24 protein-coding genes are annotated in these 26,323 nt (G+C 71.9%); 11 read left to right on the top strand and 13 right to left on the bottom strand.

Going from position 1 to position 26,323, the window contains the following annotated elements; translation table 11 throughout:
* Window positions 1-161: 161 nt before the first annotated feature.
* The 7 genes from purD (at window position 162) to J2S22_RS27085 (ending at window position 4,934) form a co-directional block, all read left to right on the top strand.
* Window positions 162-1,436: a phosphoribosylamine--glycine ligase gene (purD, locus tag J2S22_RS27115; RefSeq protein WP_272779973.1), complete on the top strand. Its 1,275-nt coding sequence runs from the start codon at window positions 162-164 to the stop codon at window positions 1,434-1,436.
* Between the two features lie 69 nt (window positions 1,437-1,505).
* A complete protein-coding gene (locus J2S22_RS27110) occupies window positions 1,506-1,784 on the top strand; it encodes a type II toxin-antitoxin system VapB family antitoxin (protein ID WP_272779972.1) in 279 nt (92 codons plus the stop codon).
* Complete coding sequence (locus J2S22_RS27105; RefSeq protein WP_272779971.1) at window positions 1,784-2,179, top strand: type II toxin-antitoxin system VapC family toxin; 396 nt, start codon at window positions 1,784-1,786, stop codon at window positions 2,177-2,179. Before J2S22_RS27110 ends, J2S22_RS27105 begins: the two co-directional genes overlap by 1 nt.
* Before the next feature lie 26 nt (window positions 2,180-2,205).
* Window positions 2,206-3,111, top strand: coding sequence for an alpha/beta fold hydrolase (locus J2S22_RS27100; RefSeq protein WP_272779970.1), 906 nt, complete (start codon window positions 2,206-2,208; stop codon window positions 3,109-3,111).
* A 229-nt stretch (window positions 3,112-3,340) separates the two neighbouring features.
* A complete protein-coding gene (locus J2S22_RS27095) occupies window positions 3,341-4,171 on the top strand; it encodes a patatin-like phospholipase family protein (RefSeq protein ID WP_272780677.1) in 831 nt (276 codons plus the stop codon).
* Window positions 4,172-4,245: 74 nt separating this feature from the next.
* Window positions 4,246-4,509, top strand: a complete 264-nt coding sequence (locus J2S22_RS27090; protein WP_272780676.1) for a type II toxin-antitoxin system Phd/YefM family antitoxin — start codon at window positions 4,246-4,248, stop codon at window positions 4,507-4,509.
* Complete coding sequence (locus J2S22_RS27085; protein ID WP_272780675.1) at window positions 4,509-4,934, top strand: type II toxin-antitoxin system VapC family toxin; 426 nt, start codon at window positions 4,509-4,511, stop codon at window positions 4,932-4,934. Before J2S22_RS27090 ends, J2S22_RS27085 begins: the two co-directional genes overlap by 1 nt.
* Window positions 4,935-4,937: 3 nt before the next feature.
* Here J2S22_RS27085 and J2S22_RS27080 read toward each other — a convergent pair whose 3' ends face one another.
* The gene (locus J2S22_RS27080; protein WP_272780678.1) at window positions 4,938-5,366 is read right to left on the bottom strand and encodes a nucleoside deaminase; all 429 of its coding nucleotides are present in this window, start codon (window positions 5,364-5,366) and stop codon (window positions 4,938-4,940) included.
* Between the two features lie 72 nt (window positions 5,367-5,438).
* Here J2S22_RS27080 and J2S22_RS27075 point away from each other — a divergent pair, with 72 nt between their 5' ends.
* Window positions 5,439-7,640 carry a pseudouridine synthase gene (locus J2S22_RS27075; RefSeq protein WP_272780674.1) on the top strand — a complete coding sequence of 734 codons (2,202 nt, stop codon included), beginning with the start codon at window positions 5,439-5,441 and terminating at the stop codon, window positions 7,638-7,640.
* Window positions 7,640-8,194 (top strand): 16S rRNA (guanine(966)-N(2))-methyltransferase RsmD, encoded by a 555-nt coding sequence (gene rsmD, locus J2S22_RS27070; RefSeq protein ID WP_272780673.1) that lies wholly within the window; start codon window positions 7,640-7,642, stop codon window positions 8,192-8,194. Before J2S22_RS27075 ends, rsmD begins: the two co-directional genes overlap by 1 nt.
* Here rsmD and J2S22_RS27065 read toward each other — a convergent pair.
* The 3 genes from J2S22_RS27065 to J2S22_RS27055 are packed head-to-tail and all read right to left on the bottom strand — an operon-like array spanning window position 8,181 to window position 11,747.
* Window positions 8,181-8,393: a hypothetical protein gene (locus J2S22_RS27065; RefSeq protein WP_272780672.1), complete on the bottom strand. Its 213-nt coding sequence runs from the start codon at window positions 8,391-8,393 to the stop codon at window positions 8,181-8,183. The genes rsmD and J2S22_RS27065 overlap by 14 nt on opposite strands.
* The gene (locus J2S22_RS27060) at window positions 8,390-9,547 is read right to left on the bottom strand and encodes a PepSY-associated TM helix domain-containing protein (RefSeq protein ID WP_272780671.1); all 1,158 of its coding nucleotides are present in this window, start codon (window positions 9,545-9,547) and stop codon (window positions 8,390-8,392) included. Before J2S22_RS27060 ends, J2S22_RS27065 begins: the two co-directional genes overlap by 4 nt.
* 43 nt (window positions 9,548-9,590) lie before the next feature.
* A complete protein-coding gene (locus tag J2S22_RS27055) occupies window positions 9,591-11,747 on the bottom strand; it encodes a TonB-dependent siderophore receptor (protein ID WP_272780670.1) in 2,157 nt (718 codons plus the stop codon).
* Window positions 11,748-11,962: 215 nt separating this feature from the next.
* Here J2S22_RS27055 and J2S22_RS27050 point away from each other — a divergent pair, with 215 nt between their 5' ends.
* Window positions 11,963-12,598 (top strand): TetR/AcrR family transcriptional regulator, encoded by a 636-nt coding sequence (locus J2S22_RS27050; RefSeq protein ID WP_272780669.1) that lies wholly within the window; start codon window positions 11,963-11,965, stop codon window positions 12,596-12,598.
* Window positions 12,599-12,655: 57 nt separating this feature from the next.
* Here J2S22_RS27050 and J2S22_RS27045 read toward each other — a convergent pair whose 3' ends face one another.
* Together J2S22_RS27045 and J2S22_RS27040 are read right to left on the bottom strand one after the other, a co-directional pair.
* Window positions 12,656-13,645: a Bug family tripartite tricarboxylate transporter substrate binding protein gene (locus J2S22_RS27045; protein WP_272780668.1), complete on the bottom strand. Its 990-nt coding sequence runs from the start codon at window positions 13,643-13,645 to the stop codon at window positions 12,656-12,658.
* 59 nt (window positions 13,646-13,704) lie between these two features.
* Window positions 13,705-14,712, bottom strand: a complete 1,008-nt coding sequence (locus tag J2S22_RS27040; RefSeq protein ID WP_272780667.1) for an MBL fold metallo-hydrolase — start codon at window positions 14,710-14,712, stop codon at window positions 13,705-13,707.
* A 132-nt stretch (window positions 14,713-14,844) separates the two neighbouring features.
* Between J2S22_RS27040 and J2S22_RS27035 the strand changes: the two genes are divergently transcribed.
* Complete coding sequence (locus J2S22_RS27035; protein WP_272780666.1) at window positions 14,845-15,762, top strand: LysR family transcriptional regulator; 918 nt, start codon at window positions 14,845-14,847, stop codon at window positions 15,760-15,762.
* 84 nt (window positions 15,763-15,846) lie between these two features.
* Here J2S22_RS27035 and mutL read toward each other — a convergent pair whose 3' ends face one another.
* From mutL to ileS, 7 genes are all read right to left on the bottom strand, one after another.
* Window positions 15,847-17,766, bottom strand: a complete 1,920-nt coding sequence (gene mutL / locus J2S22_RS27030) for a DNA mismatch repair endonuclease MutL (RefSeq protein ID WP_272780665.1) — start codon at window positions 17,764-17,766, stop codon at window positions 15,847-15,849.
* Window positions 17,767-17,997: 231 nt separating this feature from the next.
* Window positions 17,998-18,417, bottom strand: a complete 420-nt coding sequence (gene arfB / locus J2S22_RS27025) for an alternative ribosome rescue aminoacyl-tRNA hydrolase ArfB (protein ID WP_272780174.1) — start codon at window positions 18,415-18,417, stop codon at window positions 17,998-18,000.
* A 198-nt stretch (window positions 18,418-18,615) separates the two neighbouring features.
* A complete protein-coding gene (locus tag J2S22_RS27020; protein ID WP_272780175.1) occupies window positions 18,616-19,980 on the bottom strand; it encodes a M16 family metallopeptidase in 1,365 nt (454 codons plus the stop codon).
* On the bottom strand, window positions 19,977-21,482 hold the full coding sequence (locus J2S22_RS27015) for a M16 family metallopeptidase (protein ID WP_272780176.1): 1,506 nt from the start codon (window positions 21,480-21,482) through the stop codon (window positions 19,977-19,979). The genes J2S22_RS27020 and J2S22_RS27015 overlap by 4 nt, the downstream gene beginning before the upstream one ends.
* 199 nt (window positions 21,483-21,681) lie before the next feature.
* Window positions 21,682-22,389 carry a hypothetical protein gene (locus tag J2S22_RS27010; protein ID WP_272780177.1) on the bottom strand — a complete coding sequence of 236 codons (708 nt, stop codon included), beginning with the start codon at window positions 22,387-22,389 and terminating at the stop codon, window positions 21,682-21,684.
* A 71-nt stretch (window positions 22,390-22,460) separates the two neighbouring features.
* Complete coding sequence (lspA, locus tag J2S22_RS27005) at window positions 22,461-22,982, bottom strand: signal peptidase II (protein ID WP_272780178.1); 522 nt, start codon at window positions 22,980-22,982, stop codon at window positions 22,461-22,463.
* Between the two features lie 121 nt (window positions 22,983-23,103).
* Window positions 23,104-26,184 (bottom strand): isoleucine--tRNA ligase, encoded by a 3,081-nt coding sequence (ileS, locus tag J2S22_RS27000; RefSeq protein ID WP_272780179.1) that lies wholly within the window; start codon window positions 26,182-26,184, stop codon window positions 23,104-23,106.
* Window positions 26,185-26,323 lie beyond the last annotated feature (139 nt).

Raw genomic sequence — 26,323 nt, 5'->3', positions numbered from 1 at the left:
GTCGGCTTCTGCCGTCTTCGGCACGCGACAAGACGGACCCCGGGCAGGCCCGGGATCCGGCGCGCCGCCCCGGGGGACGACGGCAGCGGGTTCGCAGCCGCCGAATGCTGCTATAAGACCGGCCGACCCGGTTCCCTGACCCCAGCCTCGGCCTGTCGCGCATGAACATCCTGCTTCTCGGCTCCGGCGGACGCGAGCACGCGCTCGCCTGGAAGATCGCGGCGAGCCCGCTCGTCGACCGCCTGTGGTGCGCGCCCGGCAATGCCGGCATCGCCCAGGAGGCCGACTGCGTCGCCCTCGACCTCGCCGACCATGCCGCCGTGATCGGCTTCTGCCGCGACAACGCCGTCGATCTCGTGGTGGTCGGCCCCGAGGCGCCGCTGGTCGCCGGCCTGGTCGACGACCTGACCGCGGCGGGCCTCGAGGCGTTCGGGCCGAGCGCCGCCGCGGCCCGCCTCGAGGGCTCCAAGGGCTTCACCAAGGCGCTGTGCCGGGCGAACGGGATTCCGACCGCCGCCTACGAGGTGTTCACGGACGCCGCGCCCGCCAAGGCCTGGATCCGCGAAAAGGGCGCGCCGATCGTGGTCAAGGCCGACGGGCTCGCCGCCGGCAAGGGCGTGGTGGTCGCCCAGACGGTCGGCGAGGCGGAGGCGGCGGTCGACCGCATGCTCGCCGGCGAGCTCGGCGCCGCCGGCGCCAGCGTGGTGATCGAGGAGTTCCTGGCCGGCGAGGAGGCGTCGTTCTTCGTCCTCTGCGACGGCGAGACCGCGCTGCCCCTCGCCTCGGCCCAGGACCACAAGCGCGCCTTCGACCTCGACGTCGGCCCCAACACCGGCGGCATGGGGGCCTACTCGCCCGCCCCGGTGATGACCGACGCGATCACGGCCCGCACCATGGACGAGATCGTCCGGCCGACCCTGAAGGCGATGGCGGCGATGGGCTGCCCCTACAAGGGCGTGCTGTTCGCCGGCCTGATGATCACGGCCGAGGGGCCGAAGCTGATCGAGTACAATGTCCGGTTCGGCGATCCCGAATGCCAGGTGCTGATGCTGCGGCTGATGTCGGATCTGGTGCCGGCGCTGCTCGCCACCTGCGACGGCCAGCTGAAGGACTTTTCGCTCCACTGGCACGACGACGCGGCCATCACGGTGGTGCTGGCCGCCAAGGGGTATCCCGGGGCCTACGAGAAGGGCACTGTGATCGAGGGCCTGCGCGACGCCATGGCGGTCGACGACGTCGAGATCTTCCATGCCGGCACGGCCGAGCAGGACGGGCGGATCGTCGCCGTCGGCGGCCGGGTGCTGAACGTCTGCGCCACCGGCCGGACGCTGGCCGAGGCGCGCGCCCACGCCTACACGGCGATCGCCGAGATCCGCTGGCCCGGCGGCTTCTGCCGCAGCGACATCGGCGCCAAGGGCCTCGCCCGGCGCGGCTGAGCCGGGGCTTCGACAGCGCGGCGCCGGCTCCTATATACTGCCCGGGATTGCAGCCCGCGGGAGCCGGAGATGGGCGTCGTCATCGACGATCCACAGACCGAGGCGAAGATCCGGGAGCTCGCCGCACGCACCGGCGAGACCCCCGAGCAGGCCGTCGCCCATGCCGTCGACGCACGACTGGCGCAGCTGCCGGCGAGTCGGGACGAGAAGGGGCGGGACGGCGACGTCACGGCACGCCGGGAGCGGATCAGGGAGACCCTCGCCTATTTCGACTCGCTGCCGAAGATCAACGAGCACCTGACCCCCGACGAGATCATCGGCTACGACGAGAACGGGTTGCCGACCTGATGGTTGTGGATACGTCCGCGCTGATGGCCATCCTGCTCGGCGAGGCCGAGCGACCCGTTTTCGAGACGATCATCCTGAGCGCCCCGGCCGCCGTCATGTCCGTCGTCGGAGTGGTCGAGACGACGATCGCCTTGTGCGGGAAGCGCCGGGACGCGGAGGCTGCACGGCTGGACGGGCTTCTGGCGGACTTTGGAATCGAGGTTTCGAGTGTCGACCCGGTCCAGGGGGCCTGGGCTCGGCAGGCATTCGTCCGCTACGGCCGGGGGCGTCATCCAGCAGCGCTGAATTTCGGCGATTGCTTCTCCTACGCGCTCGCGAAGTCGCTCGACATCCCGCTCCTCTTCAAGGGCGACGACTTCTCCAGAACCGACATCGTCCCGGCCTGGCGCCCCTGACCACGATCCCCGCAGTGGAGTATCGCATGTCCGATCTCGCCGACCTCTATCCCGGCTTCGAGTCGCACTGGATCGACACCAGCGCCGGCAAGCTGTTCGCCCGCTCCGGCGGCAGCGGGCCGCCGCTCCTGATGCTGCACGGCTATCCGCAGTCGAACGTCATCTGGCACAAGGTGGCGCCGGCGCTGGCCAGGCATTTCCGCCTGATCCTGCCGGACCTGCCGGGCTACGGCTGGTCGGCGGCGCCGCGCTCGGGGCCGGATCACGCGCCCTACACCAAGCGCGCCATGGCGGCCGCCATGATCGACCTGATGGAGGCGCTCGGCCACGCCCGCTTCTCGCTCGTCGGCCACGACCGCGGCGGCCGCGTCGGCTACCGGCTCGCCCTCGACCATCCGGGGCGGCTGGAGAAGCTCGCCGTGATCGACATCGTCCCGACCTGGGCGATGTGGCACAAGATGGACCAGACGCTCGCCTACAAGGTCTGGCACTGGACCTATCTCGCCCTGCCGGCGCCGTTCCCGGAGACCATGATCGGCAAGGATCCGGTCTACTATCTCGACTGGAAGATCGCGAGCTGGAGCGGCACCAAGGATCTCACCCCGTTCGACCCGCGCGCGCTCGCCCACTACCGCGCCGCCTTCCAGGATCCCCTGCGCATCCACGCCACCTGCGAGGACTACCGGGCCGGCCACACCACCGACCTCGCCTTCGACGAGGCCGACCGCGCGGCGGGCAAGACGATCGACTGCCCGATGCTGGTGCTGTGGGGCGCCAAGGGCATCCCGAGCGAGAACGCGCCGCTCGTCACCTGGCGCGAATGGGCCGACGACGTGCGCGGCGGGCCGATCGACTCCGGCCACTTCCCCCAGGAGGAGAACCCGGCCGCCACCCAGCAGGCGCTGCTGGCGTTCCTGACGGGGGCGGCGTGAGCGGCCGCTTTGAAGCGCCGGACTCCCTGCCCCGTCATGGCCGGGCTCGTCCGATGGACACGACGGCCTCGTCGCCTCTCCCCGCGTGCGGGGAGAGGTCGGGGGGCGCGCCGCAGGCGCGAAGCCCGGGCGAGGGGGCGCCTCGTGGATACGGAAGCGCCCCCTCACCCGCCGCGCTCCGCGCGTCGACCTCTCCCCGCACGCGGGGAGAGGTGTACGGTGCTCCGCCATGAAATCCTTCGCGCTCGCGCTCGGGGCCGGCGGGGCGCGCGGGCTCGCCCATATCGCCGTGTTCGAGGCGCTGGACGAGCTCGGGGTCAAGCCGGTCGCCATCTCGGGCTCGTCGATCGGCGCCCTGATGGGCGCCGCCTACGCGGCCGGCATGAGCCCGCGGGCGCTGCGCCGGCACGTCATCGCCACGGTGCACGACCGCGCCGCCCTGATCGGCCGCCTGCTCGGCGCGCGCGCCGCCGGCTTCGCCTGGTCGAGCCTGCTGCGGGTGCCGTTCGGCCACAATCCGGTGCTGCTCGATCCCGACAAGTTCTGCGCCGCCTTCCTGCCCGAGGCGATCCCGGCCAGCTTCGCCGACCTGCGCATCCCGCTCCTGGTGGTCGCCGCCGACCTGTTCGGCCAGGACGAGGTGGTGTTCTCCGACGGGCCGCTGCGCCCGGCCATCGCCGCCTCGATGGCGATTCCCGGCCTGATGCGGCCGGTGGAGCACGACGGCCGCGTGCTGGTCGACGGCGCCGCCGTCGATCCCCTGCCCTTCACCCAGCTCGCCGGCCGCGCCGACGTGGTCGTCGCGGTCGACTGCTCCACGGCGCCGCGCGACAAGACCGCCGTGCCCGAGGCCTTCGACTCGGTTTCCGCCACCATCACGCTGATGGGCCATGCCCTGGTCGCCGAGAAGCTCAAGCGGGTCCGCCCCGACCTGCTGATCCGCCCCAATGTCGGGATCTTCCGCCTGCTCGACTTCCTGCAGGCCATCGCCATCATCCGGGCCGGCGAGGCCATCAAGGAGGAGATCAAGCGCGACCTCTCGGCGCTGCTGGAGGGGTGACGGCCGCCGCGCCCCTTGCGCAAATGTAGCAACGTTTCTACATTCCATCGCCAGACCGGACCGAGGAGGTGGCGATGCGCACCACCATGACGAGCCGCGAGTTCAACCAGAACACCAGCAAGGCCAAGAAGGCCGCCGAGAGGGGGCCGGTGTTCATCACCGATCGCGGACGGCCGGCCCTCGTGCTGCTGTCGATCGACGACTACGACCGGCTGCTCGGCCGGACCGAGCGTGTGATGAGCCTCGCGGAGGCTTTGGCCCAGTCCGGCGACGACGCCGGTTTCGACTTCGATCCGCCGAAGCTCCAAGGCTTCATGAAGCCCGTCGATTTCGATTGATGTATCTGCTCGACACCAACGTCGTGTCGGAGCTGAGGCGCCCGGACAAGGCTCATCCCTCGGTGGTGGCGTGGGCCGCGCAGGTCCCGACGCCGCAAGTCTTCCTGTCCGTCATTTCGATCCTGGAGATCGAGATCGGCGCTTCGAGGCTCGCGCGAAAGGACGCCGTCCAGGGCAGAGTGCTCCGCAGATGGATCGACGAGACGGTCATGCCACGCTTCGCCGACCGGATTCTGCCGATCGACACCCGGGTCGCGCAGCGATGCGCCGCCCTGCATGGTCCCGATCCGCGGCCCGAGCGGGATGCCTTCATCGCGGCAACGGCCCTGGTTCACGGGCTGATCGTCGTGACCCGCAACACCCGGGATTTCGAGCCGCTGGAGGTCGACGTGCTGAACCCGTGGCGCCTCGAAGGGGCTCCGTGACGCTCACCGCCGCTCCCGAAAGAACCCCCGCAACAGCGCCGCCGCCTCGGTCTCGCCGATGCCGGAATAGACCTCGGGGCGGTGGTGGCAGGTCGGCGAGGCGTAGTACCGCACGCCGCTCTCCACGGCCCCGCCCTTGGGGTCGGTGGCGCCATAGTACAATCGCCGGAGGCGGGCGAAGGAGATCGCCGCCGCGCACATCGGGCACGGCTCCAGCGTGACGTAGAGGTCGCAGTCGGGCAGCCGCTCGCTGCCGAGCGCCGCGCAGGCGGCCCGGATCGCCAGCAGCTCGGCATGGGCGGTCGGGTCGCGATCGCGGAGGGTGCGGTTGTGGCCGCGCGCCACCACGGCACCGTCGCGCACGATCACGCAGCCGATCGGCACCTCGCCGGCGTCCTGCGCCGCCCGTGCCTCGCCGAGCGCCAGATCCATGAAAGACGTCAAAGGCTCGTTCCGCCGCGCGAACTCTGCTATCAGGCTCGCTCCTTATCCAAGATCGAGACCATGCCGGACAAGCCCGAAGATACCGCGCACGACACCGCGCCCGCGCAGCGCCCCGCCCCGCCCGACGGCGAGCGCATCGCCAAGGTGATGGCGCGCGCCGGCCTGTGCTCGCGCCGCGACGCGGAGGCGTGGATCGAGGCCGGCCGCGTCGCCGTCAACGGCACGGTCATCTCTTCGCCCGCCCTCGACGTCACCGCGAAGGACCGCATCACGGTCGACGGCGAGCCCCTGCCGGCCGCCGAGCGCACCCGGCTGTTCCTCTACTACAAGCCGGTCGGGCTGGTGACGACGAGCTTCGACCCCGAGGGCCGCCCGACCATCTTCGACGCGCTGCCCGAGGATCTGCCGCGGCTGATCAGCGTCGGCCGCCTCGACATCGCCACCGAGGGCCTGCTGCTGCTCACCAACGACGGCGGCCTCGCCCGCCAGCTCGAGCTGCCGGCGACCGGCTGGCTGCGCCGCTACCGGGTGCGGGCGCACGGCTCGGTCGACCAGGCCCAGCTCGACCGGCTGAAGAACGGCCTCGAGGTCGAGGGCATCCAGTACGGCCCGATCGAGGCGACCCTCGACCGCGCCCAGGGCGCCAATGTCTGGCTCACCATCGGCATCCGCGAGGGCAAGAACCGCGAGGTGCGCAACGTCCTCGACACGCTCGGCCTGCAGGTGAACCGACTGATCCGCGTCTCCTACGGCCCGTTCCAGCTCGGCGAGCTGATGGACGGCGACATCGAGGAGGTGAAGACCCGGGTGCTGCGCGAGCAGCTCGGCGAGCGCCTCGCCCAGGAGGCCGGCTGCGACTTCTCCGGCCCGCTGACGCCGCGCGCGCCCACCGAGGAGCAGCGGCGCGAGCGCGCCGAGCGCGGCGCCCGCGGCACGCCCGCCGTTCGCGGCGCGCCGGCCGGCCGCGGCGCGCCGGTCCGCGGCGCCCGCGACATGCGCGACCGCGACGACCGGGGCAGCCGCGGCCGCTTCGACGCCGGCGGGGACAAGCCGCGCTTCCGCCGCCGCGACCGCGACGAGGTCCTGGAGCCGCCGGTCGGCCGGCCGCGCCGCGGCAACGCCTGGCGCTCGGAGGATTCGCCGCTGCGCACCCACTACAAGGGCGAGCGCAGCGAGACCGGCAAGCCGTCGCGCGAGGAACCGGCCGGGCCGAAGCGGGCCGGCCTGCTGACCGACCGCAAGGGCCGCCGCGTGCTGGTCGAGCGCTTCGGCGAGGCCAAGACGGAGGAGGCGATGCCGGCCAGAAAGCCGTTCCGCGGCAAGCCGGCCGGCGCCCGCGCCGCCGGCGGCCCGCGGGCCGCCGCCGGACGGCCGTACCGCGAGCGCAGCAGCGACGAGCGGCCGCGCCGCGACCGCGCCGAGGGCGACCGCCCCTATCGGGCGCGCCCCGAAGGCGACCGGCCGTTCCGTGAGCGGCCGGCCGGCGACCGTCCGTTCCGCAAGCGCCCCGAAGGGGACCGCCCGCAGGGGGACCGGCCGTTCCGCAAGCGGCCCGAAGGCGACCGGCCCCAGGGCGAGCGGCCGTTCCGCGCCCGCGCCGAGGGGGATCGTCCGTTCCGCAAGCGCCCCGAAGGTGACCGGCCGCAGGGCGACCGGCCGTTCCGGGCCCGCGCCGAGGGCGACCGGCCGTTCCGCGAGCGGCCGGCCGGCGATCGGCCCCAGGGCGAGCGTCCGTTCCGCGCCCGCGCCGAGGGCGATCGCCCGTTCCGCAAGCGGCCCGAAGGCGACCGGCCGCAGGGCGACCGGCCGTTCCGGGCCCGCACCGAGGGCGACCGGCCGTTCCGCAAGCGGCCCGAGGGTGATCGGCCCCAGGGCGACCGTCCGTTCCGCGCCCGCGCCGAGGGCGACCGCCCGTTCCGCAAGCGCTCCGAAGGCGATCGACCGCAGGGCGACCGGCCGTTCCGGGCCCGCACCGAGGGCGACCGGCCGTTCCGGCCCAAGCGGGCGGAGGGTGACCGGCCGTTCCGCGAGCGCCCCGCCGGCGACCGCAAGCCGGGCGGCTTCAAGTCCGGCGGCTTCAAGTCCGGCGGTCCGCGCAGCGACAAGCCGGGCGGCTTCAAGCCGGGCGGACCGCGCGGCGGCAAGTCGTTCGGGGGCAAGCCGGGCGGCAAGCCGTTCGGCGGCAAGCCGGGCGGACGACCGGGCGGACGCCCGCCGGGACCGCGCTCGTCCGGGCCGCGCTCCGGTCCGCGGGGCGGCTGATGCGGATCGTCGGGGGACGGCTGCGCGGGCGCACGCTCGCCGGACCGCGCTCGGCCGCGATCCGGCCGACCTCCGACCGCCTGCGCGAGTCGCTGTTCAACATCCTGGCGCACGCCTATGGCGACCCGGTCGGCGACGGCCGCGTCCTCGACCTGTTCGCCGGCACCGGCGCGCTCGGCCTGGAGGCGGTGTCGCGCGGCGCCTCCTTCACGCTGTTCGTCGACGACGGCGCCGAGGCGCGCGCCCTGATCCGCCAGAACGTGGAGAATCTCGGGCTCGGCGGGGTGACGAAGATCTACCGCCGCGACGCGCAGAAGCTCGGCCTCGCCTCGCCGATGCCGCCCTTCTCGCTGGTGTTCCTCGATCCGCCCTATGGCCGCGGCCTCGCCGTCCCGGCGCTCGCCGCGGCGCGCGCCGGCGGCTGGCTGAAGCCCGACGCGCTGGTGGTGGTGGAGGAGTCCGCCGATGCGCCCCTGCCGGCGCTCGACGGCTTTCAGGAGCTCGAGCGCCGCGTCTACGACGACACCGCGGTGACGTTCCTCAGGGCGGGGTGAGCGGGCCGCCGCCCGCCGGCGCCCGCGGAACGACGCAGCGGAGGATCACCAGCAGCGGGACCGCGAGAGCCGCCCAGGACACGGCCCACCAGACGCCGCCCTCGCCCACCAGGGCGGCGACGAGCCCCAGCAGGGTCGATGCGGCCAGCGCGATCGGCCACCGCCACTGTCGCCCGGCCCCGACCGTCCCCCGACTCATCTCCCGACCTCGACCCGCGCGGGTCCGGCCGCACGGTCCAGGCGCACCGCCGCGTCGCCCGGCACGCGCCGCCGCCCGGGCCACCAGAGATAGAGGCCGCTGGCGAGCACGACGATGGTCGCGACATCGAGGAGCGCCCAGAGGATCTTGAGCGGCAGGCCGCCATAATCGCCGAAATGCAGCGGCTGCGACATGAACAGCATCGTCGCGTACCAGGGCATGTCGCGCACCGCGACCACGCGCCCGGTCGCCGCATCGGCGAGCGCCGGCTTCAGGATGCGGCTGGTGATCGGCGTGTCGCCGGTCAGGAAGATCGCGACATGCGCGTCGGTCGAGAACGGCGTCCCCGGGAAGGCGACCGTGGTGACGGCCATGTCCGGAACCGCGTCGCGGACGTTGCGCAGCAGCGCATCGACCGAGGCGCGCTCCCCGTCGCTGCGAAGGGGCTTCGCCTGCGCCGCCATCTCGACGAGCTGACCGGCCTGCCAGGCGAGCTCGATCGGCGCGGCGAGCGTGTTGATCACGCCGGTCAGCGTGACCACGGCGAACCACGCCAGCGTCACGATGCCGAGGAGATTGTGCAGGTCGAGCCATTTCAGGCGGCGGCTGCCGTCCCGGCGGACGGTCCCGAAATCGAGACGGCGGGTGAACGGCCCGTAGAGCACGACGCCGGACACGATCGCGACGACCAGCAGGAGTCCCATGCCGCCGAGAAACAGCGTGCCCGGCACGCCGGCGAACAGGTCGACATGCAGCCGCAGCATCACGTACATGAAGCCTTCGTTCGGCTGGGCGGCATCGAGCGCCGCGCCGGTGCGGGTGTCGAACACGCGATAATGGAAGGACGACGGCTCCGTCGTCATGCTCGGCGCGGTCGGCACCTTCACGATCGGCCTGTCCCGGTCGAAGAACAGGTAGGGCACCACGTGGCCCGGCCGCGCCGCCAGCGCCTGCGCGATCATCGCGTCGACCGACGCGGGCGGCAGGTCGGGCGGCAGGTCGGGCGGAACGTCGGCGAGCGTCGGGTTCGGCCCGAGCTCGTCGTGGAAGACGAGCGGCAGCCCGGTCAGGCACAGGAGCAGCGCGAAGACCGTGCAGACCAGGCTGCTCCAGCGGTGAACCCACGCCCAGCGACGGACGCTGCGCGGCGTCATCGCGGCCGCTCCGGTCGGCGGCCGCACCGCTCCCGGCGCGTCCTCACCATCGGTAGCGCAGCCCGGCGAGGATCAGCCGGCGGTTCGCGAACTGGCAGTAGTAGTTCGACGAGCAGCTCGAATAGTACTCCTTGTCGAGCAGGTTGGTGACGTTGAGCGTGAGCTCCGCCCCCTTCAGCTCCGGCCTGAGATTCGTCAGATCGTATCGCAGTGCCGCGTCGACGACCGTGTAGCCGGGGTTCTCGATCGTGTTGGCGTCGTCGGCGAAGGTCGGGCCGACACGGCGGACGCCACCGCCCAGCGTGAGGCCGCTCAGCGCGCCCCACTTGATCGTGTAGTTCATCCAGATCGAGCCGAAATAGTCGGGCACCGCCTGCGGACGATTGCCGATCACGCTCGCGGTGGACGATTCCGTCACCCGCGTGTCGAGGAGCGTCAGCGCGCCGATCAGCTCGACACTGTCGGTCACGTTGCCGCGCGCCTCGAGCTCGACGCCCTGCGAGCGGATCTCGCCCTGCTGGACGTTGAAGCCGGACACCGCGGACGGCGTCAGCACGTTCTTCTGGCGGATGTCGAAGGCCGCGGCGGTCAGCAGGATCGGGAGCGCGGCGGGCTGATACTTGACGCCGGCCTCGTATTGCTCGCCCGTCGTCGGCACGAAGGGCGACCCGTCGACGCCGACGCCGACCACCGGCTCGAACGAGGTCGAGTAGCTCGCATAGGGCGCGATGCCGTTGTCGAACAGATACAGGAGACCGGCCCGGTAGGTCGTCTTGTCGGCCGACTGGTCGCTGGTGGTGGCGGCGAGGCGGTTGTCGGTGCTCTGCGAGGTCCAGTCGTGGCGGACGCCGAGGGTCGCCCGCCACCCGCCGAGGCTGATCTGGTCCTGGACGTAGACTCCGGTCTGGCTCAGCCTCTGGTCGCTGTCGATATAGGTCGCGAGCGACCCGACCGGCTGATAGTAGAGCGGATTGGTGACGTCGAGCGAGGTCGCCGCCCCGAGCTTGTAGATCCAGCTGCTGCTGCTGTTCTGATAGTCGACGCCGGTCAGGATCTTGTGCGTCACGGGCCCGGTGGCGACGTCGAACTGCAGGCGATTGTCGGTCGACACCCCGTCCACCGCCTCGATGGACCGCACCGCCCAGCGCGGCAGGATGCCGGTCGACGAGAGCGCACCGTTCATCTGCAGCGACTGCATGTCGATGTCGACATGCGAATAGCGCAGCGCCGAATGCAGGCTGACGACGTTGTTGAAGCGATGATCGAACTGATAGCCGATGCCGTACTGCTCGCGCTCGAAGGCGTCGAATCCCGGGTCGCCGACATTGAGCCTGGAGTTGAGGAACGGCCGGTACTGGGCTGGCGCCAGGAACGTCGGATAGAGCGAGTTGAAGTAGCCGCCCTTCGGATCGCGCTGATAGTAGCTCAGGATCGTCAGCCGGGTGTCGGCGTCCGGCGTCCAGGTCAGGGCCGGCGCGACGGCGATGCGCTTCTCGTCCACGTCGTCGTAGCGCGTGCCGGACGACCGGCCGATCGCCGTCATGCTGTAGAGCCAGTGCCCCTCCTTGTCGATCGCGCCCTGGCTCGTCACCCCCGACTGGATGCGCCCGTGCGAGCCGCCTTCGAGCCGGACCTCGTTGTAGGGCGTCGCGCTCGGCATCCGGCTGATCTGATTGACCAGACCGCCCGGGCTCGTCTGGCCGTAGAGCAGCGCCGACGGCCCTTTCAGCACCTCGACGCGGTCGAGCAGGAACGGGTCGATCGCCGTGTTGGCGAACGCCTGGCCGCGCGGCAGCTTCAGGCCGTCGAGGAAGCTGACGTAGTTGGTCGAGGTCCCGAAGCCGCCGAAGCCGCGGATGAACACGCTGTCGTAGCGCGCGTTGGTGTCGGCGTCGGACAGCACCCCCGACGTGTAGCGCAGCGCGTTGCCGACGGTCTGCGCGTTCTGGTCGTCGATCTGCCGGCGCGTCACCGTCGAGATCGACTGCGGCGTCTCGACGACCGGCGTGTCGGTCTTGGTCGCGGTCGTGGTGCTCTTGTCGAGGTAGCTGTCCCGCGTGCTGTCGCGGGTGGCGTCGGCGTTGACGACGATCGGCGAGAGCGTCGCCTCGGCGGCGGCGTCCTGGGCCTTCGCCTCCGCGAGGCCGGCCGTCGTCGCCGCCAGCGCCGCACACACAACGAATGCACGATCGATCGTCATCCCGCCCCCCGCCAGTGCCGTCGTTCCCGACAGCGACGACGAATAAACGGGACGGGACCGTCCTGTCCAGACGCATTGCCATCCTCGGCGCAAACATGTAATTGGAATAATTCGAGAAATGTTTCGGCAGACGGGACTTGACGAGCATGCTGCGTTCAGGGAACGAGCCCGAGCGAACGAGACGCGAACCGCGACATCGCGCGCAGGACCGATCCATGACTCAGAAGGCGCGGAACACCGGGCGGCCGTCGAAGGCCGCCGGCGAGGCGAAGTCGCTCCGCATCATCGAGACCGCGTCACGGCTGTTCGCGGAGCAGGGCTATGCCGCGACCTCGGTCGAGCAGGTCGTCGCCGCCTGCGGCGTCGGCAAGGACACGGTCTACCGCCGCTTTCCGTCCAAGCTGGCGCTCTTCGCCGGGGTGGTCGAGCACGCCCGCAGGCAGACGCAGGCGCACTTCCAGGCGACCATGGCGGCGCAGACCGGCGACGTGCTGGCGCGCCTGCGCGGCGCCGCGCGATGGCTCCTGACCGTCAATCTCGACCCGACGCTGATCGCCTTCCAGCGCATCGCCCTGAGCGAGGCGCTGGTGGTCGGCCAGGCCGTGGCCGACAATCCGCACGATCCGATCATGGACCGCCTGCTCGCGCTGATCGAGGAGGCGCAGGCGGCCGGGGTGCTCGGCCCCGGCGACGTCCGGTTCCTCGCCGCGCACCTGCTGAACTGCATCGCGATCGGGCCGACCGTCGATGCGATGCTGGGCAAGGCGACCTATGCCTCGACCCGCGCCCAGAACGCCTATTTCGAGAAGGCCTGGGCGCTGTTCCTGAACGGCGCCCGCCAGGGGCTGTGAGGACGCGGGTCGGGGCGGCTGTCGGGCCGCCCCGAACCGCGGCGTGACGGCGAGCCCCTACTCCACCTTCAGCCCGGCCGCCTGGATGGCGGGGGCCCAGCGGGCGATCTCGGACTTCACGAAGGTGGCGAGATAGTCGGGCCCGCGCCGCTCCGGCGGCACGATGGCGAGGCCGAGCTCGTCGAGGCGTTTCCTCACGGTCGGGTCGTCGAGCGTCTGGTTCACGGCGGCGACGAGCTTCCTGACGATCGGCTCGGGCGTGCCCTTGGGCAGGAAGACGGCGTTCCAGGTGTCGGCCTCGACGCCCGGCAGGCCGGCCTCGGCGGCGGTCGGCACCTCGGGCAGCAGCGGCGAGCGGACCGCCGAGAGCACGGCGAGCGCCTTGACGTTGTTCTGCTTCACCTGCGGCACCGCGGTCTGGATCGAGTCGCACATGTAGTCGGTGCGGCCGCCGATCACGTCCTGCATGGCGGGCGCCGCGCCGCGATACGGCACGTGCGTCACCGTCACGCCCATCGCCTGGTTGACCAGCAGGCACGGCACGTGGGTGGCCGAGCCGAGGCCGCCGGAGCCGAAGCTCATGGTCGCGTGGTTGGCCTTGGCGAAGGCGACGAAGCCCTTCAGGTCGGCGACCGGCAGGGTCGGCCGGGCGACCAGCAGGCGCGGCGACTCGGTGGTCAGCCCCACCGGCGCGAAGTCGGCCACCGGATCGTAGAGCGGCTTGGCATACAGGGTCGGGTGATAGGCGTGGGTGCCGACATTCCCCATCACGAAGATGTAGCCGTCCGGCGTGCCGCGGGCGATGCGCTGGGCGCCGAGCGCGCCGCCGCCGCCGCCGACATTCTCGACGATCACGGTCTGGCCGAGGATCTCGCCGAGCTTCTGGGCCTGCACGCGGGCGATCACGTCGATCGGCCCGCCGGCCAGGAACGGCACGATCAGGGTGACGGGCCGGGTCGGCCAGTCCTGCGCCGCCGCCGGCGAGCCGGTCCAGGCGAGCGCCAGCCCGGCGAGCGCCATCACGGCCGAGGGGAAGGATCGTCTCATGCGAAGCTCCGTTGCGAAGGTCGCGGTGCGTGGGTGTCGGGGCGAAGGGTCGCGAGGGATCAGAGCGCCGTGCTCCACGGGACCAGCTCCTCGCGATAGCCGGTGCCGCTGCGCGCGACATGGGCGAGCGCCGGGAACGGATAGTGGAAGCCCTGCACGAGCATGCGCTCGGCCACCAGCATGTCGTAGACCCTGCGGCGCGTCGCCTCGGCGGCGATCGGGTCGACGTCGAGCATGAAATGCCAGCCGGGATTGCGGGCGAACAGGACCGGCGCGTGGGTGACGTCGCCCTGGATGTAGACATGCTTGCCGCCGGAGGCGAGCACCAGCGAGGTGTGGCCGGGCGTGTGGCCCGGGGTGCCGACCGCGGTGAGCCCGGGCAGCACCTCCTTGTCCCAGTCGTAGGTGCGCAGGCGCTTCGCCACCTCGCCGCCGAGCACCCGGCGGACGTTCCTGGCGCCGTCCGGCACGCGCGGATTCGTCGCCCGGCTCGTCTCGGCCTCGTCGGTCCAGAAGGCGTGCTCGCGCGCCGGCGCCAGCACCTCGGCATTGGGGAACGCCACGCTGCCGTCGGCGCGCAGCAGCCCGTTGATGTGGTCGCCGTGATAGTGGGTCAGCACCACGGCGTCGATCTGCGCGGGCGCGATGCCGGCCGCGGCGAGGTTCTGCAGGAAGCGGCCGTTCAGCCCCTTGCTCGCCGTGAAAGCCGCCTCGCCCGTGCCGGTGTCGACCAGCACCAGCTTCGCCCCGGTGTTGATCACGATCGGATTGTAGGGGCCGGCATAGAAGGCCGGATCCATGTAGGCCGCGCTCAGCGCCGCCTGCACGTCGGCCTTGCTCGCGTTGAGCACGAAGCCGTCGCCGACCGGCATGCGGCTGACGCCGTCGTTGACCACCGTCACCTGCACGCTGCCGACGGTGTAGCGGTAGAAGCCGGGCGCCTGCTGCCCGGCCGGCGGCACGGCGGCGCCGGCGCGCGGCAGGCCGAGGCCGGCCGTCGCCGCCGCGGCGGCGGCGGCCGCGGATCCGAGCACGGCGCGACGGGTCGGCGCGAGCGGAGCGGTCATGCGGAACTCCCGGGGGATCGGACGCGCCGGAGCCGGCGCCGGTGGAGGGCGCGACTCTAGGGGCGGGTTGCGCATTTGTGAAATCGATCCTATCAATCGCCGGCATTCATCGGATGAATACGGTTCCGCCCCATGGCCCGCGCCGATTTCGACCTCAATCTGCTGCGCGTGCTCGACACGCTGCTCGCCGAGCGCAGCGTCACCCGCGCCGGCGAGGCGCTCGGCCGCTCGCAGCCGGCCGTCTCCAACGCGCTGGCGCGGCTGCGCGCGGCGCTCGGCGACGATCTCCTGGTGCGCGGGGCGGACGGCCTGGTTCCGACGCCGCGCGCCGAGGCGCTGCGCGGGCCGCTGCGCGACGTGATGGCGCTCGCCGCGGCGATCGTGGCGGAGGGCTGCGCCTTCGATCCGGCGCAGGCGACCGACGTGTTCCGCATCAGCACGCCGGACCGCCAGAGCGTCGCCATCGTGCCGGCGCTGCTCGACCGGCTGCAGCGCCTCGCGCCGCGGGCCGCCCTGCACGTGGCGACGGCGGACCGGCAGCACGCCGTCGACCTGCTGGACGACGGCCGCATCGACCTCGCGATCGGCTGGATCGACGGGGAGCCGCCGCATCTGCATCACGAGCACCTGCTCGACGAGACGCTGCACTGCGTGCTGCGGCGCGGCCATCCGCTGATGCGCCGCCGGGCCCGCTTCGACATCGACGGCGTGCTCGCCTATCCGCATGTCGTGGTCAGCGCCACCGGCGCCCGCACGGCGATCTTCGACGACCTGCTGGCCCGCCACGGATTGCAGCGGCACGCGCTCGTCACCGTGTCGAACTTCACGGCGGTGCCGCAGCTGCTCGCCGGCACCGACATGATCGGCGTGTTCACCCAGCTCGCCGCCGACGTGTTCCGCCGGTCCTTCGGCCTCGCCACCCGCCCGGTGCCGCTCGACGTCGGCGTTCTCGCCATCCGCATGGTCTGGCACGCCCGCCACGACCGCGACCGCGCCCACGCCTGGCTGCGCGATCAGATCCGCGCCGTCTACCGCGAGGTCGCGCGCTGAGGCGAAATCGACCGGCCCGAAGGCGCGGCGCGGCACCGCTTCCCTCTCCCCTCGCGGGAGAGGGTCGAGCCCGCCCGGCGCGCTTCACGTCCGCCCGAACAGGCGCTCGATGTCCGACAGCTTCAGCTCCACATAGGTGGGGCGGCCGTGGTTGCACTGGCCGGCATTGGGGGTCTGTTCCATCTCGCGCAGCAGCGCGTTCATCTCCTCCGGCTTGAGCCGGCGGCCGGAGCGGATCGAGCCGTGGCACGCCATGGTGGCGGCGACGTGCAGGAGGCGGCGCTCCAGCGGCAGGGTCGAATCCCATTCGGCGAGGTGCTCGGCGAGATCGCGCACCAGCGCGCCGACGTCGAGGCGGCCGAGCAGCCCGGGCGTCTCGCGCACCGCCACGGCACCCGGCCCGAACGCCTCCAGCACCAGGCCGAAGCCGGCGAGCTCCTCGGCGCGGGCGGCGAGGCGCTCCACGTCGGCCTCGTCGAGCTCGACCACGGCGGGGATCAGGAGGAGCTGGCGGGCGATGCCGCCGTCGGCCAGCGCCGCCTTCATGCGCTCGTAGACGATGCGCTCGTGGGCGGCGTGCTGGTCGACGATGACGATGCCGTCGCGGGTCTGCGCCACGATGTAGTTCTCGTGCAGCTGCGCCCGCGCGGCGCCGAGCGGCCGGTCGTCGGCGTCGCCCGCCGCCGCGTCGTCGTGACGAAACGCGGTCGCCCGTGCGTCCGCCGACGGCGGCCCGACGTCGAAGACGGCCTGCGCCGGCTCGGTGAAGCCGTCCGGCAGCGCCTGCTCGACGGTGTCCTGATCGGCCGCGTCGTGCCCGGCCGCGGCCGGCGGCCGCGCCGGCGAGCCGCGCCAGTCCCACCCGAGCCGGCGCGGCACCGTCCAGCCCGTCGCCGCGCCCGCCGGTCGTCCGCCCGCCTGAGGAGCGCCCGTCCGCGGCCGCAGCGCCGCCAGCGTGGCGCCGCCGCCCGTGCTGGCGGCGCGGCCGGCGCCGAGCGCCAGCGCGTCCATCAGGGCCCGCACGATGGTGGCGCGCACCAGCCCGGCGTCGCGGAACCGCACCTCCGCCTTGGCCGGATGGACGTTGACGTCGACCTCGCGCGGATCGACGTCGACGAACAGCGCGACGACCGGATGGCGGTCGCGCGCGAGATGGTCCGCATAGGCGCCGCGCACCGCGCCGAACAGGAGCTTGTCGCGCACCGGCCGGCCGTTGACGAACAGGTACTGCGACAGCGAGTTGGCCTTGTTGAAGGTCGGCAGCCCGGCGAAGCCGACCACCGAGAGCCCGTCGCGGCCGCCCCGCACCGGCACGGCGTTCTGCGCGAAGTCGGCACCGAGCACGTCGGCGAGGCGGGTGAGCCGGCCACTCGCCGCGCCGTCGTGGCCGAGCAGCGTCGCCTCGGCGGCCGGGAAGGTGACGGGCGCGCGCTCCTCGCCGGCGAGCGTGAAGGCGACGTCCGGCCGCGCCATCGCCAGCCGCCGCACCACGTCGCGGATCGCCTCGGTCTCGCTGCGCTCGGCCTTGAGGAACTTGAGCCGCGCCGGCGTCGCGTAGAAGAGATCCCGCACGTCGATGCGGGTGCCCTGGGCGAGGGCCGCCGGCTTCGGCTCGCCCTTGCGGCCGCCCTCGACGGCGAGCGCCCAGGCGTGCGGCTCCTCGGCGTGGCGCGTCGTGATGAGCAGCTTCGCCACCGCGCCGATCGACGGCAGCGCCTCGCCGCGGAAGCCCAGCGTGCGGATGTCGAGCAGGTCCTCGTCGTCGAGCTTGGAGGTGGCGTGGCGCTCGACCGCCAGCACGAGGTCGCCGCGCCCCATGCCGCAGCCGTCGTCCGTGACGGTGATGCGCCGCCGCCCGCCGCCCTCGGTGATCACGTCGATGCGGGTCGCGCCGGCGTCGAGCGCGTTCTCGACCAGCTCCTTGACGACGCTCGCCGGCCGCTCGACCACCTCGCCGGCGGCGATCCGGTTGACGACGGCCTCGGTGAGCTGCCGGACGGGCATGGAGCGACTCGGGGGTTCCTGAACCTGCGAATTATAGGGCGAACGGCTGTTCTGCGTCTTCCCTCTCCCCTCGCGGGAGAGGGTGGCTCGGACCGAAGGTCCGAGACGGGTGAGGGGGCGTCCCACAATCCCTGAATTCGCGGGAGGCCCCCTCACCCGCCTCGCTTCGCTCGGCACCCTCTCCCGCGAGGGGAGAGGGTCGGACCGCGTCCGGGACACGAGCCTTGCCCCCTACTCCTCCGCCCCGCCCCGCCGCATGCTTTTCACCGTGGAGCGGCGCTTCTTCGCCTCGACGCGGCGCTTCTTCGAGGCGAGCGTCGGGCGGGTCTTGATCCGCGGCGTCGGGCGGACCGCCGCCTCGCGGATCATCTCGAGCAGGCGCTCGCGGGCGTCCTCGCGGTTGCGCTCCTGGGTGCGGAAGCGCTGCGCCGTGATCACCACGACGCCGTCGTTGGTCAGCCGGCTGCCGGCGATGCGCATCAGCCGGATCGCCACGTCGTTGGGCAGCGAGGGCGAGCCGCGCACGTCGAAGCGCAGCTGCACGGCGGTCGCCACCTTGTTGACGTTCTGCCCGCCGGGGCCGCCGGCGCGCACGAAGCTCTCCTCCAGCTCCGCCTCGTCGATCTCGATATGGTCGGTGACCCGGATCATGCCGCCGTTGAAGGCGAGACCGCGGGCGCGGTCAAGAGACTTGGCGTCGTCAGACTTGGCGTCGTCGTCCCGGGGCGCGGCCGGAGGCCGCGAGCCCGGGACCCATACGCCCTGTCTCTCGTGAGCCACCGGTGCAGGGGCTATGGATTCCGGGCTCGCGGGCTTGCAGCCCGCGCCCCGGAACGACGGCCGCCCGCCCTACTGCGCCTTCACGGGCGGCGTCTGCGAGGGCGCCGGGGCGGCGGCGGTCGCGGCCTCGGGGCGGCCGGCGACGGTCGCCAGCATCTTGCCGGACAGCAGGCGCTTCGCCACGCGCCGGGCGTCGTCCAGCGTCACCGCCTCGATCAGCCCGTTGCGGCGGTCGATGTAGTCGATGCCGAGATCGTCGATCTGGATCAGCACCAGCTGGCTGGCGATCTTTCCCGAGGTGTCGAAGGACAGCGCGTAGGAGCCCTTGAGGAACGACTTCGCCTGGGCGAGCTCCTCGGCGGTCGGGCCCTCCTCCGCCATGCGGCGGATCTCGGCCTCGATCACCTCCATCGATTCCTTCACCCGGTCGGCCCGCGTCGCCGTCGAGACGAAGAACAGCGCCGCGCTCTTCAGCGGCACCAGCGACGAGGAGACGCCGTAGGCGAGGCCGCGGCTCTCGCGCACCTCGCGATAGAGCCGCGACGAGAACGAGCCGCCGCCGAGGATGTGGTTCACCACATAGGCCGGGATGAAGTCCGGATCGGCGCGGGCGATGCCGACGCCGCCGAGCATCAGGGTCGACTGCGGCACGTCGACCTCGACCTGCACGCGGCGGCCGAGATCCTGCGGGGTCGCCTGCGGCACCGGCGCGAGCTGCGCCTTGGCGGGCAGCGACCCGAACGCCTCGTCGACCAGGCGCGCGGCGGCCGCCGCGTCGATGTTGCCGACGATGCCGATCTTCAGGTTGTCGCGCGCCAGAACGCGGCCGACATAGCCCTTCAGGTCCGGGATGGTGATCGCCTGCACGTCCTCGAGGGTGCCGCGGTTCACCCGGCCGTAGGGGTGGCCGGCGAAGGCCGTCTCCCACCACTTGCGGCCGGCGAGCTCGTTCGGCTGCACGGCGTCGCGGCGCAGCGCCGCGAGGATGTCGGCGCGGATGCGCTCGACCGCCTCGGGATCGAAGCGCGGCGCGGTCAGCGCCATCTTCATCAGCGCGACCGCCTCGTCGCGGTTCTCGGTCAGGGTGCGCAGCGAGCCCATCAGGAAGTCCCGATAGGCCGACATCGAGAACTCGATCGCCTTCGACTCCAGCCGCTGCTGGAAGGCGCGGGCGTCGAGATCGCCGGCGCCCTCGTCGAGCAGCGAGGCGGCCAGATTGGCGAGGCCGGCGCGGTCGGCCGGATCCTGGGCGGCGCCGCCCCGGAAGGCGAACTGCACGGCGATCATCGGCACCGAGGGCTCGCGCACCAGCCAGGCCTCGATGCCCTTGGGCGTCACCACCCGTTCGATCGTGGTGGCCTGCGCGGCCGGCGCCAGGACGGCGACGACCAGCGCGACCGCGGCCGCGGCGACAGTCCGGATCAGATGGGTCACGAGCGCTTCTCCCCGGAGGCCGGCAGCGACTTGACGAGATACCCGGTCGCCGAGCGGCGCTTGTCGAGCCAGGTCTTGGCGGCCTGGCGGACCTGCTCGGCCGTCACGGCGCGCACGCGGTCGGGCCAGGACAGCACGTCGGCGACCGTCGAGCCGGTGGACAGCGCGGTGCCGTACCAGCGCGCCATGCTGGCCTGGTTGTCCTGGGCGTAGACGGCGTCGGCGATCATCCGGGTCTTGGCGCGCTCCAGCTCCTCGGCCGTGACGCCGTCGGCGACGACCTCGGCGATCACCGCGTCGATCGCGGTCTCGACCGCCGGCAGCGAGGAATCCGGCGCCGGCCGGGCGTAGACGCCGAGCCGGGTGGCGTCGACGGCCGAGCCCTGGTACCAGGCGCCCGCCGTGGTGGCGATGCGGTTCTCGGCGACCAGCCGCCGGTACAGCCGGCTGTTCGGGCCGCTGCCGAGGATCTGGGCGAGCACGTCGAGCGCCTCCGCCTCGCCGCGCTCGGCGGTGGCGTAGGAGGGCACCAGATAACTGCGATTCAGGCTGGGCTGGGCGACCCGCGGGTCGTCGAGCGTCACCTGGCGCACCGCGACCGGCGGCGGCTCCTGCGGCCGGTGCCGCGGGCCGATGTCGCTCCTGACCGGGATCCTGCCGTAGGTCTTCTCGGCCAGCGCCCGGACGGCCTCCGGCTCGACGTCGCCGGCGATCACCAGGACGGCGTTGTTGGGCCCGTAGAACTGCCTGTAGAAGGCGAGCGCGTCCTCGCGGTTCAGCGTCTCGATCTCGCTGCGCCAGCCGATCACCGGCCGGCCGTAGGGATGGTTGAGATAGAGGGCCGCCGCCACCTGCTCGCCGATGCGCGCGTCCGGGCTGTTGGCGACCCGCATGTTGTACTCCTCCAGCACCACGTCGCGCTCCGGCAGCACGTTGGCGTCGGTGAGCACCAGGCCGGTCATGCGGTCGGCCTCGAACTCCATCACGTCGCCGAGGAACTCGCGCGGCACGCGCTGGAAGTAGCCGGTGTAGTCGGTGGTCGTGAAGGCGTTCTCCTGGCCCCCGATGGTGGCGAGCATCTTGGAGAAGCGTCCGCTCGGGTTCTTCTCGGTGCCCTTGAACATCAGGTGCTCGAGGAAATGCGCGATGCCGGACTTGCCGGGCGGCTCGTCGGCGGAGCCGACCTTGTAATAGATCATGTGGGTGACGACCGGGGTGCGCCGGTCCGGCACCACCACCACCTCGAGCCCGTTGGCCAGCTTGAACTCGCTGACCTGGACGCCCTGGCTCCGGCCCGGCGGCGAGGCCGCCGGCTGCGGGGTCGTCGCCTGCGGGGTCGTCGCCTGCGGGGCGGCCGCGGGCGCCGGTGCCGCCTTCGCGGCAGCCGCCTTGGCGGCCGGCGCCTCGGCCCACGCGGGTCCCGCCGCGGGCAGCGGCGCCAGCACAGCGGCGAGCGCGATCGTCGCGGCGAGCGCCAGCGACGTCAGGACGGGTCGGGTCATGCTGGGGCCTCTCCTGGCGACGACGGCCGGCATTGTTCCGGAAACGCTCCGGCGGCTCAAATGACAAATCGGTCAGGTTCTTGCGGGTATCCGAGGCGGTTTCGCGGCGGCCCCGCGCGACACTCGGCCGCCCGAAAGGAAACGCGCACGGCAGCCGCCGTGCGCGTCGGGAACGGATCGGTTCGGAACCGCGCGGCGCTCAGCGCTGCTCGGCGTTGCCGGCCGCCTGGTCGTAGGACTTGGCCTTGGTCGGCCGCTCGATGGTCTTGGAGACGCCGTAGGGCTGATTCGGCGACGGCGTCAGGTAGCCGGGCGGCGGCTGCGTGAGCTCGGTGCGCTTCGGCTCCTTGTCGAAGGTGCCGTACTCCTCCTTCGGCTCGGCGCCGAGGAACGAGCGCCAGCTGAACAGGCCGCCGCTGTAGCCGAGCTCGGACGGCTTCACCTGGTTGGTCGCCTCCTCGCCGGACTTGATCGGCGCGCCGGAGGCCGACGCCGTGCGCGGCGCGCCCTTCCGGTTCAGCTCGGCCGGCGTCAGGGTGCGGGACTCCTCCTCGACGTCGATCGACTTGCGGGCGTGCTTCTTGGCCTCGCGCCGCGCCTTCACGTCCGGGTCGTCGGGCCAGGCCGGATCGCGCGCGGCGAGCGGCGCCGTCTCGGGCGGCGGCAGGTCGCGCGACGGCGGCACCACCAGGGGCGACCGCTCGCGATATTCGATGTGGTCTTCCTCGCCCGGCTTCCGAAGGCCGAGGCCGCGCATGATGCTGCGCATCACCTTGACGTCGGGCATCTCGTCGTCGTCCTCGGCGACGGCCGGGCCGCTGCCGATCACCAGGACGGCGGAGAGCGCCGCTGCGACGGCGGCGCACGTGCAAGTGCGCCGCAGAGAGCGCGTCGAAAATGCTCGCATGTCGTTCCCCCGTGCCGGCACGACGCCCGGTGTCACCCGCGCGTCGGCCACCCTCTCCTGTATATCACGGATCAGGGCGCTTTTGCGGCGTCCGGCGCCGCCACGGTCTCCCACAGCAGCAGGACGACGCCGGCGACGATCGCCACGTCGGCGACGTTGAAGACGTACCAGTTGAAGCGCCACGTGGCGGTGGCGAGATACAGCAGGACGAAGTCGAACACCGCCCCGAAGCTCGCCCGGTCGATGGCGTTGCCGATCGCCCCGCCGATGATCAGCCCGAGCGCCAGGGCGCTCGGGCGCCGCTCCACCCGGGTCAGCCAGATGGCGAGCAGCACCACGGCGATCACCTTGACGCCGAGCAGCGCCCACTGGCCGACCGCCCCGGACTGCGGGAACAGGCCGTAGCTGATGCCGGTGTTCCACACGACGACGAGGTCGAGGCCGGGAAAGACGTGCAGCGGCGCCCGCGACGGCAGGTCGAAGCCGTAGAGCAGCCACAGCTTCGACGCCTGGTCGAGCGCCACCGTCACGGCCGCCGCGGCGAGCCCCAGCCAGGTGAAGCGGCCGAGCGAGAGGAGGGTCCTGGACGCCATGGTCAGCCGCTTGCGCAGGGTGGGCAAAGGTGCGAAGCGCCGTGCCCACGCGGTGGCGCACCGACCGGAGCTCCGATGGTGGGCACGCTTCGCTTTGCCCACCCTACGCGCTGTCGGCGCCTCATTCCGCCGCCGGGGACAGGGCGTCCAGCTCGCGCAGGGCCTGGGCGTCGCGCGGGGTGACGTCCGGGTACTGCGGGTCGGCGCCGACCGTCGGCGTGATCTTCCACGAGCGGGCGCACTTCCGGCCCTCGGCGCGGCGCGGCAGCACGGCGACGCCGGGCACGTCGGGCAGGCGGAACGCCTCCTCGGGTCCCTTGCCCTCGAGTAACTGGGCCCCCGACGTGATGCAGATCTCGGCGAGGTCGAGATCGACCACGGCGCGGAACAGGTCGTCGTTGCCGACATAGACCAGCGGGTCGGCCTCCAGCGACGAGCCGATGCGCTTGGCCGCACGCTCCAGCTCCAGCGCCCCGGTGACGACGCGGCGCACCGCGCGCGCCTTGCGCCAGGTCTCGGCCAGCCCCTCGTTGCGCCAGCTCTCCGGCACGTCGGGGAAGGTCTCCAGATGCACCGAGCCGTCGGTTCCGGCATAGCGGGCGAGCCACGCCTCCTCGGCCGTGAAGCAGAGGATCGGGGCGAGCCACGTCACGGTGCAGCGGAAGACGTGGTCGAGCACGGTGAGGCAGGACTTGCGCGTCAGCGACGAGATCGGGTCGCAGTAGAGCGCGTCCTTGCGGACGTCGAAGTAGAAGGCCGAGAGATCCACGGTCATGAACTGGCTGAGGACCGCGAAGATGCGCTTGTAGTCGAAGTTGGCGTAGGCCTCGCGCACCGTCGCGTCGAGCTCGGCGAGCCGGTGCAGCATGTAGCGCTCGAGCGGCGGCATGCGCTCGACCTTCACGCGGTCCTCGTCGCGGAAATGCGCCAGGTTGCCGAGCATCCAGCGCAGCGTGTTGCGCAGCTTGCGATAGGTGTCGACCGTGGTCTTGATGATCTCCGGGCCGATGCGCTGGTCGTCCCAGTAGTCGCAGGAGCCGACCCACAGGCGCACGATGTCGGCGCCGTGCTGCTTGATCAGATCCTGCGGCGCCACCGTGTTGCCGAGCGACTTCGACATCTTGCGGCCCTGCTCGTCGAGCGTGAAGCCGTGCGTCACGACGACGTCGAAGGGCGCGCGGCCGCGGGTGCCGCACGACTCCAGCAGCGACGAATGGAACCAGCCGCGGTGCTGGTCCGAGCCTTCGAGATACATGACCTGATCACGACCGCCGTCCACCTTGCGGCGGATGCCGGCGAGCGTCGCGAAGTTCTCCGGATCCTCCAGCACGAAGGCGTGGGTGGAGCCACTGTCGAACCAGACGTCGAGAATGTCGTCGACCTTCTGCCAGCCTTCCGCGGCGCGCTCGCCGAGAAAGCGCTCCCGCGCCCCGGCGGCGTACCACGCGTCCGCGCCTTCCTGCTCGAAGGCCGCGACCACGCGGGCGTCGACAGCGTCGTCGCGCAGAATCTCGACCTCGCCGTGGCCCGTGTCGCGCACGAACACGGTGATCGGCACGCCCCAGGCGCGCTGGCGCGAGATCACCCAGTCGGGCCGGCTCTCGATCATGCCGGTGATGCGGTTCTGCCCCTGCGGCGGCACCCAGCGGGTCGCCCGGATCGCCTTGAGGGCGCGGGCGCGGAGCGTGTCAAATTGAGAGCCGATTGCTGCCTTAACTTCAGGTGCCACGTCCCTATGGATGGCGCTCACGAGACCGTCGAAAGCTGGAGGCGTTTTCCCAGCCGAGAGAATCGGCTGGTCCATGGCGATGAACCATTGCGGCGTGTTGCGGAAGATCACCGGCTTCTTGGAGCGCCACGAATGCGGATACTGGTGCTTCAGCTTTCCGCGCGCGACGAGGTTCCCGGCGTCCACCAGGGCCTTGATCACGGCCTCGTTGGCGTCGCCCTTCTCGCCCTTCTCGGTGATGACGCGCCGGCCTTCGAAGCCGGGCGCATCGGCCGTGTAGCGGCCGTCCGCATCCACCGTGTAGGGGATCCTGGTGGAGATGCCGCGCTCCGCGAGCCTGCGGCCGTACTCCATCCAGATCTCGAAGTCCTCGCGGCCGTGGCCCGGCGCGGTGTGGACGAAGCCGGTGCCGGTCGAGTCGTCGACATGCTCGCCGTCGAGCATCGGCACCGCGAAGTCGTAGCCGAGCCCCTTCAGCGGATGGTCGCAAGCCATAATAGCAAGATCGTCGGCCGGCACCGCCCGCACCTTCTCGAATGCGACGACGCGCGCCTGCTTGAACACGTCCTCGGCGAGCTTGTCGGCGAGGATCAGCAGATCGCCCGTCCTGGCCCAGTTGTCGGCGGGCGCGTCGGTGACCTTGTAGAGGCCGTAGCCGATCTTGTGGGAGAAGCTGATGGCGCGGTTGCCCGGCAGCGTCCACGGCGTTGTCGTCCAGATGACGACGGAGGCGTAAGCGAGCTGCCCAGCATCTGCGCTGGTTTCGCCGGCATAGCGACGGACCGGAAACTTCACCCACACCGTGTCGCTGGTGAAATCCTCGTATTCCACCTCGGCCTCGGCCAGCGCGGTGCGCTCGACCACCGACCACATCACCGGCTTGGAGCCGCGATAGAGCATGCCGTTGCGGGCGAACTTCATGATCTCGCGGGCGATCTGCGCCTCGGCCGCGAAGCTCATGGTGGTGTAGGGGTGGTCCCAGTCGCCGACCACGCCGAGCCGCTTGAACTCCTCGCGCTGCACCGACAGCCAGTGCTCGGCGTAGCGCCGGCACTCCTGCCGGAACGCGATCATGGCGGCCGGGTCGGAGAGGTCGGGCTTCGCCTTGCCCTTCTTGCGGTAGTTCTCCTCCTCGATCTTCCACTCGATCGGCAGGCCGTGGCAGTCCCAGCCCGGCACGTAGTTGGAGTCGAAGCCCAGCATCTGCTGCGAGCGCGTGACGAGATCCTTGAGGACCTTGTTGAGCGCGTGGCCGATATGGATGTGTCCGTTGGCGTAGGGCGGCCCGTCGTGCAGGACGAATTTCGCGCGTCCTTCCGAGGCGCTGCGCAGCCGGCCGTAGAGGCCGATCTTCGCCCAGTGGGCCAGGATCTCCGGCTCCTTCTGGGGCAGACCGGCCCGCATCGGGAAATCGGTCACCGGCAGAAAGAGGGTTTTCGAGTAGTCGCGGGTCGTCGTGGCGGCATCGGTCATGGCGCGCCGTTCTTAACAAGGCGCCGCCGGCCCGTGAAGGGCAAAGGGCCGCTTCACCCTCCCCTGGAGGGGAAACGGCGATGCCCTTCTGCGTGGCTTCCCCCCACCCCCGACCCCTCCCCGCCACGCCCTGCGGGCG

The organism is Rhodoplanes tepidamans (assembly GCF_030813915.1).
Taxonomy (GTDB): domain Bacteria; phylum Pseudomonadota; class Alphaproteobacteria; order Rhizobiales; family Xanthobacteraceae; genus Rhodoplanes; species Rhodoplanes tepidamans.
Note: the sequence above shows the minus strand (reverse complement) of the source record. Positions and strands in the feature narration are given on the sequence as shown.